This window comes from Vibrio sp. Isolate32, assembly GCF_022397955.1.
Classification (GTDB): Bacteria; Pseudomonadota; Gammaproteobacteria; order Enterobacterales; family Vibrionaceae; genus Vibrio.
The window spans coordinates 150,184-165,344 of sequence record NZ_JAKEUQ010000006.1 but is presented as its reverse complement, the minus strand read 5'-3'; the positions used below and the strand labels follow the sequence as shown (position 1 = coordinate 165,344).

The following is a 15,161-nucleotide window of genomic DNA, read 5'->3' as shown; positions in this document are numbered from 1 at the left end:
GATATCATCTAGAGGTAACATCCGTTCCATGCAACTAGAAATTAAGAGTCGAATTTACATGACAACCAAGCTAATTAACCGCCTCATCATCGCCTGTATCGCGCTCATCTTGAGTGGTTGTGTCAGCTACAGTATTACTGAGCAAGAGATGACAGAATATCTTGCTGATTCAGTCATGCTTGAACAAGAGGTAGGTGTACAAAGCGTGATGTATGCGCAAGTCGCGGTCGATGATCTACAAGTGAAAATTGGTCGAGCAGATGAACAGCGAGTGTCAGTGTTAGCGAACACCAATGCAAAAGTTCAAGTCTTCAATATGCCGAATATGGGGCTGGACCTAGATTTGGAATTCAGCGCGATTCCAGAATATGACAAGGAAAGTGGTGAAGTGTACCTAAAATCATTGCGCCTCGAGCGCTTTGAAGAGAAGGAGCAACAGCTATCTCCTGAGATTGAAAAGCTGCTTAAGCCTGCGGTATCAATGATCGGTTTTGCTTTGTCTCAATCCCCAGTATACAAACTGGATAGCAACAAGGCTCAGGAGTCGTTGATCAAGTCATCAGAACCGAATCTAGTGATCCGAGATAACAAACTGGTCATTGAGTTATTTGATTAACCCAACATACATCAGTTCTTACTAAGTTATCACACATAATGGCTGCCTATTAAGCGGCCATTTTTCTTTCTATTGAGTTGGTTCACTAACCTTATCTAATAGGTCATTTATTGAATTAGCCGCGTATCTCACCTTTACTTTACTCTTGTGAGCAAGTCATCGCTTCAGTCATCAAATCATAAGAAAGAAAAGGTGAGCAAACTATGAAGAGTCCAGTAATTGCGGATAACAAACCCGTCAAAGTAGAGCTGACGAAGGGAGAGGAGTATTACTTCTGTACCTGTGGGAAATCAAAAAGCCAACCGTTTTGTGATGGTTCTCATTCCGGTACAGGGTTCAAACCGAAAAGCTTTATCGCCGAGGAGGACGGTGAAGGCTACCTGTGCCGCTGCAAGTATTCTAACAACCTTCCTTTTTGCGATGGCACTCATAAACAGTTCACTGCGGAACAAATTGGGCAAGAGGGCCCTGAAGTTCACATTCAAGCGGCAGCCCCTGACTTATCTCCTGCGGCAACCGCAACCAAAGAAGAACCTACTGTGGAGTTTATTCACCAACTGGCGCGTGATGGTTTGTCCAAAGTGGGTCATCATGGGCCTATGACCTCTATGGGTGTACCTAGGCACCTCTTGCCTCACTGGGATGACATTCAAGTGATGGTCGCACAAATGGCCACCAAGCCTTTATTGGAAAACGTGCCAGTAGGAACGGAACTGATCATTGGCCCGAATGCTAGAAAACCGCTGAAGCTCAATATTCCGCTGTTTGTGTCGGATATGAGTTTCGGGTCGCTATCTGAGGAGGCGAAAGTGTCTTTGGCGACGGGGGCTGAACTTGCAGGAACCGGGATCTGCTCTGGGGAAGGTGGCATGTTACCCGAGGAACAGGCAGCCAATTCTCGCTACTTTTATGAGTTAGCCAGTGCTCAGTTTGGTTACGATGAAGCCAAGCTCAAAAACGTTCAAGCCTTCCATTTTAAAGGCGGGCAGGGCGCAAAAACGGGAACGGGCGGGCATCTGCCTGGTGTGAAGAATATCGGTAAGATCGCGGAAGTACGTGGCATTGAAGCGGGTACGGCAGCGATTTCTCCTCCTACTTTTAAAGATCTAAAAACCGCAGCGGATTTCAAGAAATTCGCCGACCGAGTTCGAGAAGTGACAGGCGGTATCCCGATCGGTTTTAAACTAAGTGCTAACCATATCGAAGAAGACATTCAGTTCGCATTAGAGGCCAGTGCCGATTACATCATTTTAGACGGTCGAGGCGGCGGTACAGGCGCAGCACCAGAAATGTTCCGAGACCATATCAGTGTGCCAACTATTCCAGCGCTTGCTCGTGCCAGAGCCTATCTAGACAAGCAAGGTGTCAGTGACAGAGTCACATTGATCATCACGGGCGGTTTGCGCGTACCGATGGACTTTGTGAAAGCAATGGCGCTTGGTGCTGATGGTGTCGCCATCTCGAACAGTGCCATGCAGTCGATAGGGTGTGTGGCGGCGAGAATGTGCAACACCAATAATTGCCCAGCGGGTATTGCGACTCAGAAGGCCGATTTACGCCAGCGTTTAAATGTCGAGAAGGCATCGAATCAGCTTAAAAACTTCTTCGAGGCGTCGACAGAATTAATGCAAGTAATGGCGAGAGCGTGTGGGCATGATCACTTGAATCAATTTAACCCTCACGATTTGGCAACATGGAATCGCGAAATGGCAGAGCTATCGGGCGTTGCCTATTCTGGTGTCAGTCCACTAAACCAACTTAAGTAAACAGCACTTCGATAAGGCACACCTACTGCTTTTTTGGGTGTGCTTATTTCCTCAAACTCAAAACTATCATTTTGTAATTCATTGCTTTATAAGGGTTTTTTTAAAATATCTCCTATTTTTTGAAAATATCGCTTTACCTAAAGTTAACTTGAGGTTTTATTATCATTCCCAATCTAAATACACAGACAATCGCCTCTGAAACCATGAATGTGGAAAGGTGATACAAATGAATTAGGAACCAACAATGAAAGTATTAGCGATTGGCGCGACTAACAGTACAACATCAATTAACCAACAACTTGCAGCTTACACAGCAGGTTTAGTCGAAGGCGCGCAAGTCGAGGTGCTCGACCTCAATGATTTCGAGATGCCAATTTATAGCGAGAAAAGAGAGCAAGACTCGGGCATTCATCAACACGCTCAACGCTTCTTTGAGAAGATTGGAGAGTCAGACGCAGTCGTCATCTCCTTTGCGGAATACAACGGTTCATACACCGCAGCCTTTAAGAATGTGTTTGATTGGACATCACGCATCGACATGAAAGTTTATCAAGGCAAACCTGTTGTTATGCTCTCCACATCACCAGGCCCTGGTGGTGCAAGTTCTGTGTTGTCGTCAGCGGTAAATTCTGCACCTTACTTTGATGCTGATTTGAAAGGCTCTATGTCGATGCCAAGCTTCTACGATAACTTCGATATGGAAAGCGGGAGAGATGACTAACGTAGAGATGATCGATAACCTCAAGATGATCATGAAGAAGATCTGAATATATGGTTTATATTTCAAACTAAGCGAAATCAGCCATCATTTGACGGCTGTTTTTTCTTCAGATAGAGATGTTTTTCGTGGTATGAACGTAATGTAATCAATGGAACTAAACTTAAGGTTAACTTTAGCTTTAGCTATAATCGAAAACGGATTCTAATCTACCAGCAATACATTCAGGGAAAGTAAACAGATATGAAAAACATCGTGTATTTAACGATTGGTCAACTCTCGGAGCGCAGTGGTGTCGCACCTTCGGCTCTGCGTTTTTATGAAACCAAAGGATTGATTGCCTCTATCCGCACCAATGGTAATCAACGACGTTATCAATCAGCGATGTTGAGGCGAATTGCCCTTATTCAAGTTGCTCAGTCGATAGGTTTCACGCTAGAAGAGATCACCGAAGAGCTGTCTAGCTTGCCGATGAACCACACTGCAACCAAGCGCGATTGGGAGCGAGTGGCAAAGAAATGGCAAGGGCAACTCGACAGTAAGATGGCACAGATCCGTTCATTACAAGCAAACCTCACAGGCTGTATTGGCTGCGGCTGCCTGAGCATGCAAAAGTGCCATCTATTAAACCCAGAAGATATTTTGCATGACCAAGGGCAGGGTGCTCAGCGTATCGTTGACTAGATTGGTTTTCGGATTTAGCTAAAGCTGGTTGAATCCAATGCATTCAATACCATTGTCAGAGAGCCATTGTTTTAAGACCGGACTAGTCAATAAGGCGTGTTCTTCCACTCGCTTAGTGAGATAGCTAGACAATGACCTCAGTTCGTCACTGGCAAAAAGCGCGGGATGGCACATCAATTCGATCGTGCCGTTAGGTGTCATGGCTTGGTGGCTTAACAGCAAATCTTGCAAGCCGGTTAGTGAAACCCCGTCATCAAAAAATCGCATATCAAACGCATCTGGCGTTGGCACTAAAAGTGAATCTTGCCCGCTCACAATATTGTCGATTCGTCTCACAGGCAGGCCGATATCATTGGCGGTTCGAGTAAACGCAGCTTTAAGAGGCTGGAAAACGCCGCCGAAGTGATGACTATCGATATGATTGATCTTTAAACCGGCATCAAGTGCAGCTTGGTATTGCGTGTTAAGCTCAAGCACCACCTCTTCTTCGACAACATCTGCTTTGTTGAGTAGGGTAGTTTTATCTAAAAAATAACCCTGATTATCGACAAGGCTGGGGATGAGCTTTGGTGAACTAATGGGTTTGCCTGCGGTGACCGTAAAATGTAATCCAACTTCAGGAACTAAGCCTTGGTGGTAAAGTTCGATGGCATGTTGTGTGCCTGGTTGGTTCATCATAATGGTAGTTGATTTCACCATACCGGCTTTCAAACAATCGACAATGCCAAGGTTTACGCTTTCTGTGAGACCGAAATCATCGGCGTTCAATATCAATTTCATGGTTGGCCTCATTCTAATGAGAAGGTGTGGACTTTTAGTTTTGAATTAGCTCAGCATTTACTGAGCTAATGTACCGAAAACAGTGAGTTATACTGAGGGAGTTATCACACTATGTGAGCCGATGAGCGAACGCAGGCATGAACTCTAAGTTTTCGCGAATCGTTTCTAGTAGAGCCTCATCAATGTGCGAGCCCGTATCGACGATTGGGTTTAGGATCAGGGCGCGTTTCGCTGTGGCAATATCTCCCGTTATTGCAGCTTTTACGGTGAGGGTTTCAAACTCTTTCATTTGTTGGATCAAGCGTAATGTGTCACTGTCAAAAGGCTCGACGTTGAGTGGGATGATTTCACTGCTAGTGATCACAGAGCTGACTTCTACCGCGCAGTCATCTGGCAACCCTTGTATTGCGCCGTTATTGCGGGTGTTTACATGCATGATAGAGCGCTTGTTGTTATAAATACTGCTCATCAACTCACAAGCCGCTTCAGAGTAATAGGCACCACCACGCTCTTCTAACAGTTGAGGTTTGGTGTCTAACCTTGGATCTTTGTATATCTCAAGCAGTTGCTTCTCAACTTGAGCCACCAAGTCGGCGCGGTTAGCGTTGTTCTTCGACGCCTCAAACTCTTTATCTAATATATCTCGAGACTGATAGTAGTAACGCAGGTATGCACATGGAATGATGTTGAGTGAGCGAATCAACTCGCCGTCCCATTCAAAGAGAGGGATATTTTTCGGCATCATTTGATCGTTGCCACCAAGAAGTTGATTGATGACCTCACCCAGTTTGTCTTGCCCTTCATGTAGCACCTTGCGAGCCCACACTAAGTGGTTCAAGCCCGCAATTTGCATCGTAATATCTTCACGTTTTGCGCCAAGCATTTTGGCTGCACCAAGCTCCATGTTGACTGGAACGTTACATAGGCCAACGGTTTTAATCGACGAGTGTTTAAGCAGAGCTTCGGTCACCATGCCTGATGGATTGGTGAAGTTGAGTAGCCATGCGTTCGGGCACAATGCTTCCATCTCTTTTGCGATTTCTAAAGCAATCGGGATAGTTCGACAGGCGTTTGAGAAACCACCCAGCCCGTTAGTTTCTTGCCCGATCATTCGATATTTCAAGGCGATACGTTCGTCACGCAACCTTGCTTCTAGTCGACCCGCTCGAAATTGAGAGCATACGAAATCGGCGTCTTTCAGAGCCAATTGTCGGTCCGTGGTTAGGTGAACATTAATTTCGCAGTTCACTTTATTAATCATACGCTTGGTTAGATCGGCAATGATCTGAGCTTTTTCTAACCCAGCTTCGATATCCACCAGCCACAGATCAGTAATAGGTAATTCGTGATGACGTTTTAACAAGCCTTCAACTAACTCAGGGGTGTAACTTGAACCACCACCGATCACGACGACTTTTAATTTTTGTTCTTGTTTCATGTTATTCACCATTAGACTTTTAGATTACGTGATTTAATCTATATGATGAGTTGGCACACCGACAAACCAGAATTGACGAGTTATAAATTAGTGAGATTAATCCATGAGCTTGTTTGAAAATAGGCAACAGACATTATCACTGCTACACACATTCAGTGTTGCGGCTAAACATTTGAGTTTTACTTTGGCTGCTGAAGAGTTGTTTTTGACACAGGGCGGTGTCAGTCATCGTATTAAAAAGTTGGAGCAACAACTGAAGTTCAATCTGTTTGTGCGCAAGACAAGAAAACTTGAATTGACCCCAGAAGGACAGCGAGTGCTTTCGATGTTGAATGTCTCTTTTGAGTCGATATTTTCTGAACTTATGGACATTCAAACCGGCGAATTGAGTGGTGAGCTATATATAGCAACCTCTCCTTACTTCGCTTCTTCTTGGTTGATGCCACGTCTGCCCGAATTTAGAAAACTCTATCCGAACTTGAGCCTCAAGTTGCAAACCAAACAGAACCAATCTGACTTTCAATTCGAACCTTATGATGTGGCCATTTTTTATAGCGAAGGGCATTACCCTAACCATCACAGTGAGCGACTTTTTTCAGGGATCAGAACGCCTGTGTGCAGCCCAGAGTACGCCAAGAGGTTTAGTCTCGATAAGGGGGTACATCAATTAGCGGATGTACAGTTTATTCATAGCGGGAACGTGACGGCGTGGCAGCGGTGGCTAGCTGAAGCTCAAAGCGATGTGGATTGCACCTTGATGTGTGATTACTACAGTGATAATCGTTTGGCCATGGATGCTGCGATACTCTCAATGGGCGTTGCACTAGGGCGCTTAGAGTTTATGAAGCCGCAAATCGAGCAGGGGCTGTTAGTGGCTCCAATGATGAGTATTGAGTCTGGTAAGGGCTATGACTTGGTGTGCCCGAAAGGGATGGATCAACGAACCAAGTTTCAGGTTTTTGCTCAGTGGATAAAGCAACAATTGTAGTTAGGGAACGCCTAGACAAATGAGGTTGAAGGGACTAGTTTAGGAAGTTCTTTCACTAAAAGAAGAGGTTAGTTATGTTTAGCCATGTTTTTCTAGGTACCGAAGATGTTGAGCGCGCGAAGTCTTTCTATGATCCAATTATGAAGGTGCTTGGTTACAGCGAAGGCTCTGTAGACCCAAAAGGGCGTTGTATCTATGTTAGCCAAACTGGAGTATTGGGCTTAACGAAACCGATTGATGGCCAGCCAGCGACACACGGCAATGGTATGACGGTTGGCTTTTTGGCCTCTTCACCAGAAGCGGTGGATGAGTGGCATCGTGTTGGTGTAGAAAATGGCGGTACGAGTATTGAAAACGGGCCTGGTGAGAGAGGGTCGGATGAACGCCGACTTTACATGGCGTATTTGCGAGATCCTGATGGAAACAAGATCTGTGCAACTCACTTTATGCCTTAGTTCATGATATGCCTCAGTTCGTTTTATGCCACTGTGGCGTATAATTAAGTCATCTTAGTGGTTCAAACCAAACAGACTATTGCAAAGGATTGGTGAGATGACTTCAAACGAACTATTTTATGAGAGCTTTGAGCGTTGCCGGATTGATCAAGCGTTTTTAGAGTCATTCTTGGCCGACTTTTGCCAACATAATCCTAGGTTTTCAGAACGCTTTGAGAAAGTAGGATTGGAGCAACAAACTAAGACAAGAGTCTGGCACGTACTTGAAGTGGATGGGGCAGAAGATGTGGGCATTTGGCCCAGCGCAAGCTGCTGTACAGCAACACTTCGTGACCTTCAAAGAGTGGCCACCTAAAACACCAGAAACCCAATCAGGTAATACTGGTGGCGTGGGCAACTAGTTAAACAGCATAACAAAAATTCCGCTTTGTATGAGCGGGATTTTTGTTGGAAGGTGTCTTTCAGTCGGTATTACTTGAGCGTCGTTTTTCTCTCAATAAACTTCACCGGGACCATCAGTTTTACTAGGCTAGTGTCTTGGTCTTGAATCTGACTCACTACAATTTTCACTGATTCACGAGCAAGGCGTTTGAAATCTTGTTTGAACGTTGTGAGTTGGTAGTTAAGCCACTGCGTTTGAGGAATATCATCGAAGCCAATGACTTGAAGATCTTCAGGGATACGCAGGTTGAACTCTAAACGTGCTGCCATTTCATGAGAATGGCATGATGATCACTGCTTTCGACCAAGCTGGAAATGTGATTGTCGATGAAACCTATTACTCGATCGGTGGCGGTTTTATTGCAACGGCAGATGAATTGCAAAATGGCACTAAAACTCAATCGGTTGAGGTGGCTTATCCTTTTAAAAATGCCGATGAAATGCTGCAACAATCCGAAAAAATGGCATGAGCCTTGGTGGTATGATCCTGAAAAATGAGTCGGCTTTCCAAGATGCTGATGTGATTGCAGAAAAAGCCGATCACCAAACCTACTGAAGAAGTTGGAAACGAATGCTGCGGTTGAAAACGACCCAATGGAAATCATGGACTGGATTAACTTGTTTGCTTTTGGTGCTGCAGGCGTGATTCCAGCTGTGGTGATGTATTACCATCGCTTTATTAAAGTGTTGGATACCAAGCAGCTAAAAGACTTTTTAGCGGTATCGGGCATGATTGGTATTTTGTACAAAACCAACGCTTCCATTTCAGGTGCCGAAGTAGGGTGCCAAGGTGAAGTCGGCGTATCATCTTCTATGGCGGCTGCGGGTTTAACTGCATTGCGCGGTGGTAGCAATGAGCAGATTTGCATTACCGTTGACTAGGCTTTCTAAGTTTTAAACACACTAATCTTGCAGTGGCAGTTGGTAGCTGTTTTTAAGCTCCTTCACTGAGATGTTAGACTGAATTGCGCTGACGCCTTTCACTCGTCGAATTGAACTGATTCGTTCAAAATACTCTTCTAGATCTCTTGCTAACACCTGAATCATGTAATCGGCTCCGCCTGCAATGCAGTGACACATGGTGATCCAATCTGTCACTGCGACAAACTCTTCAAAAGGCTCGGTGTTTTCAACCTCATGGTTGCCGAGTGTCACCAGGGTGAAACCTGCTACATGCAGCCCCAGCTTTTTGCGGTTCAGTTGCGCAGTATAGCCATCGATATAGCCTGTCTCTTCCATGCGCTTCCAACGACGCCAGCAAGGTGTCTCACTCAGGTTGACCTTCTCGGCAAGCTTGCTGTTACTCATGCGCCCATCTTTTTGGATATGTCCAAGAATGGCAATATCCGTATCATCTAGCACTTCATTGGTGGATTCTTTCATTTTCATGGTGTTTTTAGGAAAAGCCTGCTCAAATTTGATTTTATACTAGCGCATATAGCAATTTAATTCCTACTCGAATCGGTAAACTCTTCTCCCAATAACGTTTTATTTACTAGGAGAGAAAGAATGAGCGCTCAATTAATGCTGGCGTTCTTGTTGTTTTCAATATCTATTGGAATTACACCGGGAGCAGGAAACATTGCATTGCTTGGGATATCAAGCCGATATGGGTTTGCGGCAACATTGCCTTTTGTCTCTGGTAACGCTTTTGGCATTATCATCATACTGGCGGGTTCAAGTGCTGGCTTAGTGAGTCTGTTTACCCTCTACCCAGAGATCTACACGGTAATGAAGTACCTTGGGGCAGCTTATTTACTGTTTATGGCGTGGTCGATTGCCAACATGGAAATTGAGCAAGAAGAATCGGTGAATCGCTCAGGATTTCTGTCTGGTGTTTTGATTCAAGTATTGAACCCGAAAGGGTGGATTGCTTCACTGACTGTATTTTCTCAGTTCATCACCACACAGGCAGATTACCTGATTCAAGTGGTGACGATTACCACCATTATGGTGGGAACCGGTGTATTGTGTATGTTGGTTTGGGCGTATTGCGGCACTATGTTGCAGCGTCTATTACAATCACCAAAACAGATGGTGATGGTTAACCGTTGTTTGGGTGGAAGCCTAGCGTTAGTGGTTGCTTTTATGCTCTATCAGCCAGCGTAAAGCGTCTTTACCAAAGAAAAAAAACCACTCCTAAATCCATAGGAGTGGTGTCTAAATATCGACAAAGTCGTTAACAAGAATCAGTCAGTTAATCATCACTAATAAGTTAATCATAACTGATACGTTAACAAGGACACTTAAGGAAATTTGCTTACAAGATTAAGCGGTTTCAGCCTCTTTTACTGGAGCTGGGTTACGAATTAAGTGGTCAAATGCGCCTAGACTTGCTTTCGCACCTTCACCCATCGCAATGATGATCTGTTTGTAAGGTACTGTTGTTACATCACCTGCTGCAAACACACCTTTCATCGATGTTGCGCCATGAGCGTTAATCTCAATCTCACCGCGTGGTGAAAGCTCAACCTTCGAACCTTTCAACCATTCGCTGTTCGGCATTAGACCGATTTGAACGAAGATACCCGCGAGTTCGATCTGTTTCAGCTCTTCAGTGTTGCGGTCTTTGTATTCCAGACCTGTTACGCGATTTCCATCACCCAACACTTGTGTCGTTTGAGCCATTTTGATGATTTCGATGTTTGGTGTTGCGTTCGCTTTATCGATAAGCACTTGGTCAGCGCGTAGCGTGTCTGCAAATTCAAGCACGGTTACATGTTCCACAATACCTGCTAGGTCGATAGCTGCTTCGATGCCTGAGTTACCGCCACCGATAACCGCCGTTTTCTTACCTTTGAACAGTGGACCGTCACAGTGTGGGCAGTAAGCCACGCCTTTGTTACGGTATTCTTGTTCACCCGGAACGTTCATTTCACGCCAGCGTGCACCTGTACTTGTGATAACAGAGCGAGCTCGTAGCGTTGCGCCACTCTCTAATTCAACGTGGATGTATCCGTCTTTCGTGTCTTCTGCAGCAATGATGTTGGCAGCACGCTGCTCAGTCATTACTTCTACACCGTACTCTTTTACGTGCTCTTCTAGGCTCGCCACTAGCTTAGGACCTGTCGTCGCTTTCACTGAGATAAAGTTTTCAATCGCCATGGTATCCATTACCTGACCACCAAATCGGTCAGCAACAACACCAGTGCGAATGCCTTTACGTGCTGCGTAAATCGCTGCTGAAGAACCTGCTGGACCACCACCCACAACTAACACGTCAAATGGTGCTTGTTGATTTAGGTTTGCTGCTTTTTTTTCCGCTGCGCCTGAGTCTACTTTATTAAGGATCTCAGCCAGTGACATACGGCCTTGACCGAATAGTTCACCATTAATGAACACGCTCGGTACCGCCATGATATCGCGAGACTTCACTTCCTCTTGGAATGCTGCGCCATCAATCATAGTTGTCTTAATTAGCGGGTTAATCGCTGACATCATGTTGAATGCCTGAACCACTTCTGGACAGTTTTGGCACGATAGTGAGATGAAAATTTCTACATTAAGCTCTTGATCGAGTTCTTTAATTTGCTCGATTACGTCAGCTTCAAGCTTGATAGGGTGACCACCACTGTGAAGCAGTGCCAGTACCAGTGACGTGAACTCGTGACCCATTGGTAAACCGGCGAAACCAATCGCAGTGTCTTTCTCTTGGTTCACTACCTGCATGATAGGGCTGCGCGTGCTTGCGCTATCATCGCGAGTTACTTCAATTTTGTCCGTTAAAGACGAGATGTCATTTGCTAGGTCTTGGAGTTTGTGTGCGGTATCGCTGTCATCTAGGCTCAGCACTAACTGAACATTGGTTTTTAAGTTTTCTAGGTATGCTTTTAGCTGCTGCTTCATTGCTTGATCTAACATAATCGTGCCTGCTCTTAAATTCTGTGTCTTGGTATTGACCAATACCTTCTTGCTAAAAAAGGAAAATAAAAAGGGGGCGCAAGTCGGCAAATTGAATGTGGTGTTGATGCTTTGAAAGGGTGGCGCGCGACTGCCCTTTAGGAGGGAGGCCGAAGCGCGCCTGTAGAACCGTTTAGCTATTCTGCTTTATTTGTTCTTTGGCTAGGCTTAGATTAAATCTTACCTACTAGGTCTAGAGATGGAGCTAGAGTCTCTTCGCCTTCTTTCCATTTTGCTGGGCAAACTTCACCTGGGTTAGCCGCTACGTATTGTGCTGCTTTAACCTTACGTAGTAGGTCTTCAGCGTCACGACCGATACCTTCAGCAGTGATTTCCATTGCTTGGATAACGCCTTCTGGGTCGATTAGGAACGTAGCACGGTTTGCTAGGCCTTGACCTTCACGCATTACGTTGAAGTTGTTTGTGATAGTGCCTGTTTGGTCGCCTACCATGAAGTATTCGATAGTGCCGATTTTGTCAGAAGTATCGTGCCATGCTTTGTGAGAGAAGTGAGTGTCAGTTGATACTGAGTAAACTTCTACACCGCGAGATTGAAGCTCTGCGTATTTGTCTTGTAGGTCAACTAGCTCAGTTGGACATACAAACGTGAAGTCCGCTGGGTAGAAGAAGAATACAGCCCATTTGCCTTTAACGTCTTGCTCAGTGATTTCTACGAATTCGCCGTTTTTGAATGCTGTTGCGTTGAATGGTTTGATTTCTGTGTTGATCATGTTTTGACTCTCTTTCTAATTTGTAGTGTTTAACGCTATCCCGCGTCGATGGATATATATTGCATTGGCACCGAAAATAAGTGAAATCGGACATTTCTATAGATTCAATAGGCGAATCCTATCTTCGAAAGGAAAGAACCATCGAGAAAAGCTATCAAAGTTGGTTAAAGCTATATGGGTATGGTTTCTTTAGTCCCACTTATAGGCTTAGTTTGAGATTAAATCATAAATAACAAAAAATTATCATTAATATAAATTATGATAATTTAAATTAATTGCAATCTCTCCCTATACTCTCTCCATCGAAACGAAGTACAGAAGCTGAGCTTCGAAAAGTACAGAATTAAAATGAATTGGAGAAAGTTATGAAAATGAATCACGTAGGCATCATGGTAGGCGACATGGACCAAGCAGTAGAGTTTTACACTAAGGCTCTAGGTCTAAGAGTTGTAATGAACAACACTAAAGTGATGGAAGAGCGCGAATCAGCAATCGGCCGCATGTGTATCGCCGTATTTGGCGAAGGCTTCAAAGGTTTCAACATCGCTCACCTAGTAACATCTGATGGTATCGGTGTTGAGCTGTTCGAAATGGTTGACCGCCAAGAGCGTCACGAAGTAGATTTCTCTCGTCTAGGTATCTTCCACTTCTGTCTGCAGCTTCCAAAAGAGCAATTTCATTCAGCTATTAAACGCGTTGAAGAGTTTGGCGGTAAAGTACGTATGGATATTCACCGTTACCACCCAGAAGACGAACTAAAACAAGCACAAATGGTTTACCTAGAAGACCCGTTTGGCAACCTATTCGAATTCTACTCTCACTCATACGAAGATACGTACGCGACTGATTACGAGTAATAGATGCCATCTACCTGTCATAAGGTAGAAAAACCGAAACACCCCCTGAAGAGGATTGGTAGAGATACCAATCCTTTTTTTGTGTGGAGCATATTTGTCAATTTCATCTCGCCGGTCATTGCATATGATATCGAGAGATGAAAAAACGAATAGACCACCAGATTGAAGGCTTGATTTCGTCCAGAATAGCAACTAAAGAGCTTTTAAGATTTTTAGTATAATCTGGCGCGGATCTCATCAAAGAGCTGAGGCTAATGATGTCTCCTATAAACTCTGAATACATTAGCGCAAACCAACTCTGTTATTTTGAATTTATCACTTACAAAATACGGCGTACCATAGATTCTAGACAAAAGCGTGCTAAGCAAAATCGAGTATTACTATTAATGAATGACAGCGAATCTCACGACAAATATAAAAGATAGAGAAAGGCTTCTTGAGCCTCTAAAGCCTTTCTCTATAGTTCAAAGTGACAAAAACAGACCAGCGATTGCGGCACTCATTAAGTTAGATAACGTACCTGCAAGAATGGCATACAGACAAAGGCTAGATATTTCAGAGCGCCTTTCTTTTGCCATGCTACCTAGACCGCCTAACAACATTGCAGCTGCTGAGAAGTTAGCAAAACCACACAAGGCAAAGGTGATAATTGCTGTAGTACGCTCAGATAACGGATGATTTACTAGGAACTCAGTAAAATTGACATAGGCGACAAATTCATTAAGTACTAATTTTTGACCAATAAACGTTGCGGCGTTAAACGCTTCTTCTAGTGGAATACCAATGATCACAGCAAGAGGCGAAAAGAGGTAGCCAAGTATAAGTTCTAATGATAGTTCGGGTATACCAATAACCCCACCGGCTAACCCTAGTAGACCATTTAAAAGAGCAATTAGGGCAATAAAGGCCAGAAGCATCCCACCAACGTTAATCGCTAGAGCAACACCATTTGATGCCCCCTCTGCGGCTGCATCAATCACATTGCTTGGTTTATGAGCTTTTACTGGTTGACTTACCTCACCGTTCTCACGCTCTGCCTCCAACTCTTCTGATTTCTTCGTTTCTGGTAATAAGATCTTCGCAAACAACAGACCACCAGGTGCAGCCATAAACGATGCCGCGATTAAGTACTCTATGTTCACGCCCATGGCAGCAAATCCACCAAGCACCGTGCCCGCGATAGATGCAAGGCCTCCACACATCACAGCAAATAGTTCAGAGCGGCTGAGCTTGTTAATATATGGAGCGATAACCAAAGGGGCTTCCGTTTGACCGACAAAAATATTTGCAGTTGCTGACATCGATTCATACTTACTCGTCCCCAACAGTTTTTGCAAGCCGCCACCCAGAATACGAATGAATATTTGCATGATGCCAAAATAGTATAAAACGGATACTAGAGCAGAAAAGAATACAATTACAGGCAATACGCGAATGGCAAAGACGAAACCACCGCCTCCAAATAGTTCAAACATTTTGTCGCTTGCTAAGCCACCAAATAAGAATCCAATGCCATCAGCTGAATAACCAAGAACCGCATTGATTCCGTTTGATACATACTGGAGTAGATCTTTACCAATAGGCACAAACAGTACGAATGCGCCGATCAAAAATTGAATAACAAATGCACCTAGAACCGTTCTTACGTTTATGGATTTACGGTTCAAAGAAAAGGCATAAGCGATACCAAGCAGCGCTATCATGCCAAGTAGACTAAAGAGGGGTTGCATAGAAATCTCCTTGTTCTTTCAAATAAAAACGGCAAACCCAAATAGTCCACCGTCAAG

The 15,161-nt window shown here is 44.4% G+C and carries 13 protein-coding genes and 5 pseudogenes; 11 read left to right on the top strand and 7 right to left on the bottom strand.

Features of this window, described 5'->3' with window-relative positions; all coding sequences use genetic code 11:
* Positions 1 to 58: 58 nt before the first annotated feature.
* The 4 genes and pseudogenes from L1D11_RS06890 to soxR all read left to right on the top strand — a co-directional run bounded on the left by L1D11_RS06890 (position 59) and on the right by soxR (position 3,784).
* The gene (locus tag L1D11_RS06890) at positions 59 to 616 is read left to right on the top strand and encodes a DUF1439 domain-containing protein (protein ID WP_239833313.1); all 558 of its coding nucleotides are present in this window, start codon (positions 59 to 61) and stop codon (positions 614 to 616) included.
* A gap of 203 nt (positions 617 to 819) precedes the next feature.
* Positions 820 to 2,382 (top strand): glutamate synthase-related protein, encoded by a 1,563-nt coding sequence (locus tag L1D11_RS06885; RefSeq protein WP_239833312.1) that lies wholly within the window; start codon positions 820 to 822, stop codon positions 2,380 to 2,382.
* A gap of 244 nt (positions 2,383 to 2,626) precedes the next feature.
* Positions 2,627 to 3,149, top strand: a pseudogene (locus tag L1D11_RS06880) (NAD(P)H-dependent oxidoreductase).
* 194 nt (positions 3,150 to 3,343) lie between these two features.
* Positions 3,344 to 3,784: a redox-sensitive transcriptional activator SoxR gene (gene soxR / locus L1D11_RS06875; RefSeq protein WP_239833311.1), complete on the top strand. Its 441-nt coding sequence runs from the start codon at positions 3,344 to 3,346 to the stop codon at positions 3,782 to 3,784.
* Positions 3,785 to 3,802: 18 nt separating this feature from the next.
* Here the strand turns inward: soxR and L1D11_RS06870 are convergent, their stop codons facing one another.
* Positions 3,803 to 4,564, bottom strand: coding sequence for a carbohydrate deacetylase (locus tag L1D11_RS06870; protein WP_239833310.1), 762 nt, complete (start codon positions 4,562 to 4,564; stop codon positions 3,803 to 3,805).
* 109 nt (positions 4,565 to 4,673) lie between these two features.
* Positions 4,674 to 6,002 (bottom strand): 6-phospho-beta-glucosidase, encoded by a 1,329-nt coding sequence (locus tag L1D11_RS06865; RefSeq protein ID WP_239833309.1) that lies wholly within the window; start codon positions 6,000 to 6,002, stop codon positions 4,674 to 4,676.
* A gap of 103 nt (positions 6,003 to 6,105) precedes the next feature.
* On the opposite strand from L1D11_RS06865, the gene L1D11_RS06860 reads away from it, so the two are divergent.
* The 4 genes and pseudogenes from L1D11_RS06860 to L1D11_RS06845 all read left to right on the top strand — a co-directional run.
* Positions 6,106 to 6,990: a LysR substrate-binding domain-containing protein gene (locus tag L1D11_RS06860; RefSeq protein WP_239833308.1), complete on the top strand. Its 885-nt coding sequence runs from the start codon at positions 6,106 to 6,108 to the stop codon at positions 6,988 to 6,990.
* A 74-nt stretch (positions 6,991 to 7,064) separates the two neighbouring features.
* Entirely contained in the window at positions 7,065 to 7,445 is a 381-nt protein-coding gene (locus L1D11_RS06855; RefSeq protein ID WP_008220917.1) for a VOC family protein, read from the top strand.
* Between the two features lie 97 nt (positions 7,446 to 7,542).
* A pseudogene (locus L1D11_RS06850) lies at positions 7,543 to 7,689 on the top strand (globin); the annotation flags it as partial.
* Position 7,690: 1 nt separating this feature from the next.
* A pseudogene (locus L1D11_RS06845) lies at positions 7,691 to 7,846 on the top strand (arylsulfatase); the annotation flags it as partial.
* A gap of 70 nt (positions 7,847 to 7,916) precedes the next feature.
* Here the strand turns inward: L1D11_RS06845 and L1D11_RS06840 are convergent.
* Positions 7,917 to 8,150 (bottom strand): annotated as a pseudogene (locus tag L1D11_RS06840) (substrate-binding domain-containing protein); the annotation flags it as partial.
* On the opposite strand from L1D11_RS06840, the pseudogene L1D11_RS06835 reads away from it, so the two are divergent.
* Positions 8,150 to 8,756: pseudogene (locus L1D11_RS06835) on the top strand (L-serine ammonia-lyase, iron-sulfur-dependent, subunit alpha); the annotation flags it as partial. The pseudogenes L1D11_RS06840 and L1D11_RS06835 overlap by 1 nt on opposite strands.
* A gap of 33 nt (positions 8,757 to 8,789) precedes the next feature.
* Here L1D11_RS06835 and L1D11_RS06830 read toward each other — a convergent pair.
* Complete coding sequence (locus L1D11_RS06830) at positions 8,790 to 9,275, bottom strand: Lrp/AsnC family transcriptional regulator (protein ID WP_239833307.1); 486 nt, start codon at positions 9,273 to 9,275, stop codon at positions 8,790 to 8,792.
* Positions 9,276 to 9,395: 120 nt separating this feature from the next.
* Between L1D11_RS06830 and L1D11_RS06825 the strand changes: the two genes are divergently transcribed.
* Positions 9,396 to 9,995, top strand: a complete 600-nt coding sequence (locus L1D11_RS06825; RefSeq protein WP_239833306.1) for a LysE family translocator — start codon at positions 9,396 to 9,398, stop codon at positions 9,993 to 9,995.
* Positions 9,996 to 10,154: 159 nt separating this feature from the next.
* Here L1D11_RS06825 and ahpF read toward each other — a convergent pair whose 3' ends face one another.
* Entirely contained in the window at positions 10,155 to 11,747 is a 1,593-nt protein-coding gene (gene ahpF, locus L1D11_RS06820) for an alkyl hydroperoxide reductase subunit F (RefSeq protein WP_239833305.1), read from the bottom strand.
* A 212-nt stretch (positions 11,748 to 11,959) separates the two neighbouring features.
* On the bottom strand, positions 11,960 to 12,517 hold the full coding sequence (gene ahpC / locus L1D11_RS06815) for an alkyl hydroperoxide reductase subunit C (protein WP_239833304.1): 558 nt from the start codon (positions 12,515 to 12,517) through the stop codon (positions 11,960 to 11,962).
* 365 nt (positions 12,518 to 12,882) lie between these two features.
* Between ahpC and L1D11_RS06810 the strand changes: the two genes are divergently transcribed.
* Positions 12,883 to 13,374, top strand: a complete 492-nt coding sequence (locus tag L1D11_RS06810; protein ID WP_102425069.1) for a VOC family protein — start codon at positions 12,883 to 12,885, stop codon at positions 13,372 to 13,374.
* A gap of 464 nt (positions 13,375 to 13,838) precedes the next feature.
* Here the strand turns inward: L1D11_RS06810 and L1D11_RS06805 are convergent, their stop codons facing one another.
* Positions 13,839 to 15,104: a NupC/NupG family nucleoside CNT transporter gene (locus L1D11_RS06805; protein ID WP_239831560.1), complete on the bottom strand. Its 1,266-nt coding sequence runs from the start codon at positions 15,102 to 15,104 to the stop codon at positions 13,839 to 13,841.
* Positions 15,105 to 15,161 lie beyond the last annotated feature (57 nt).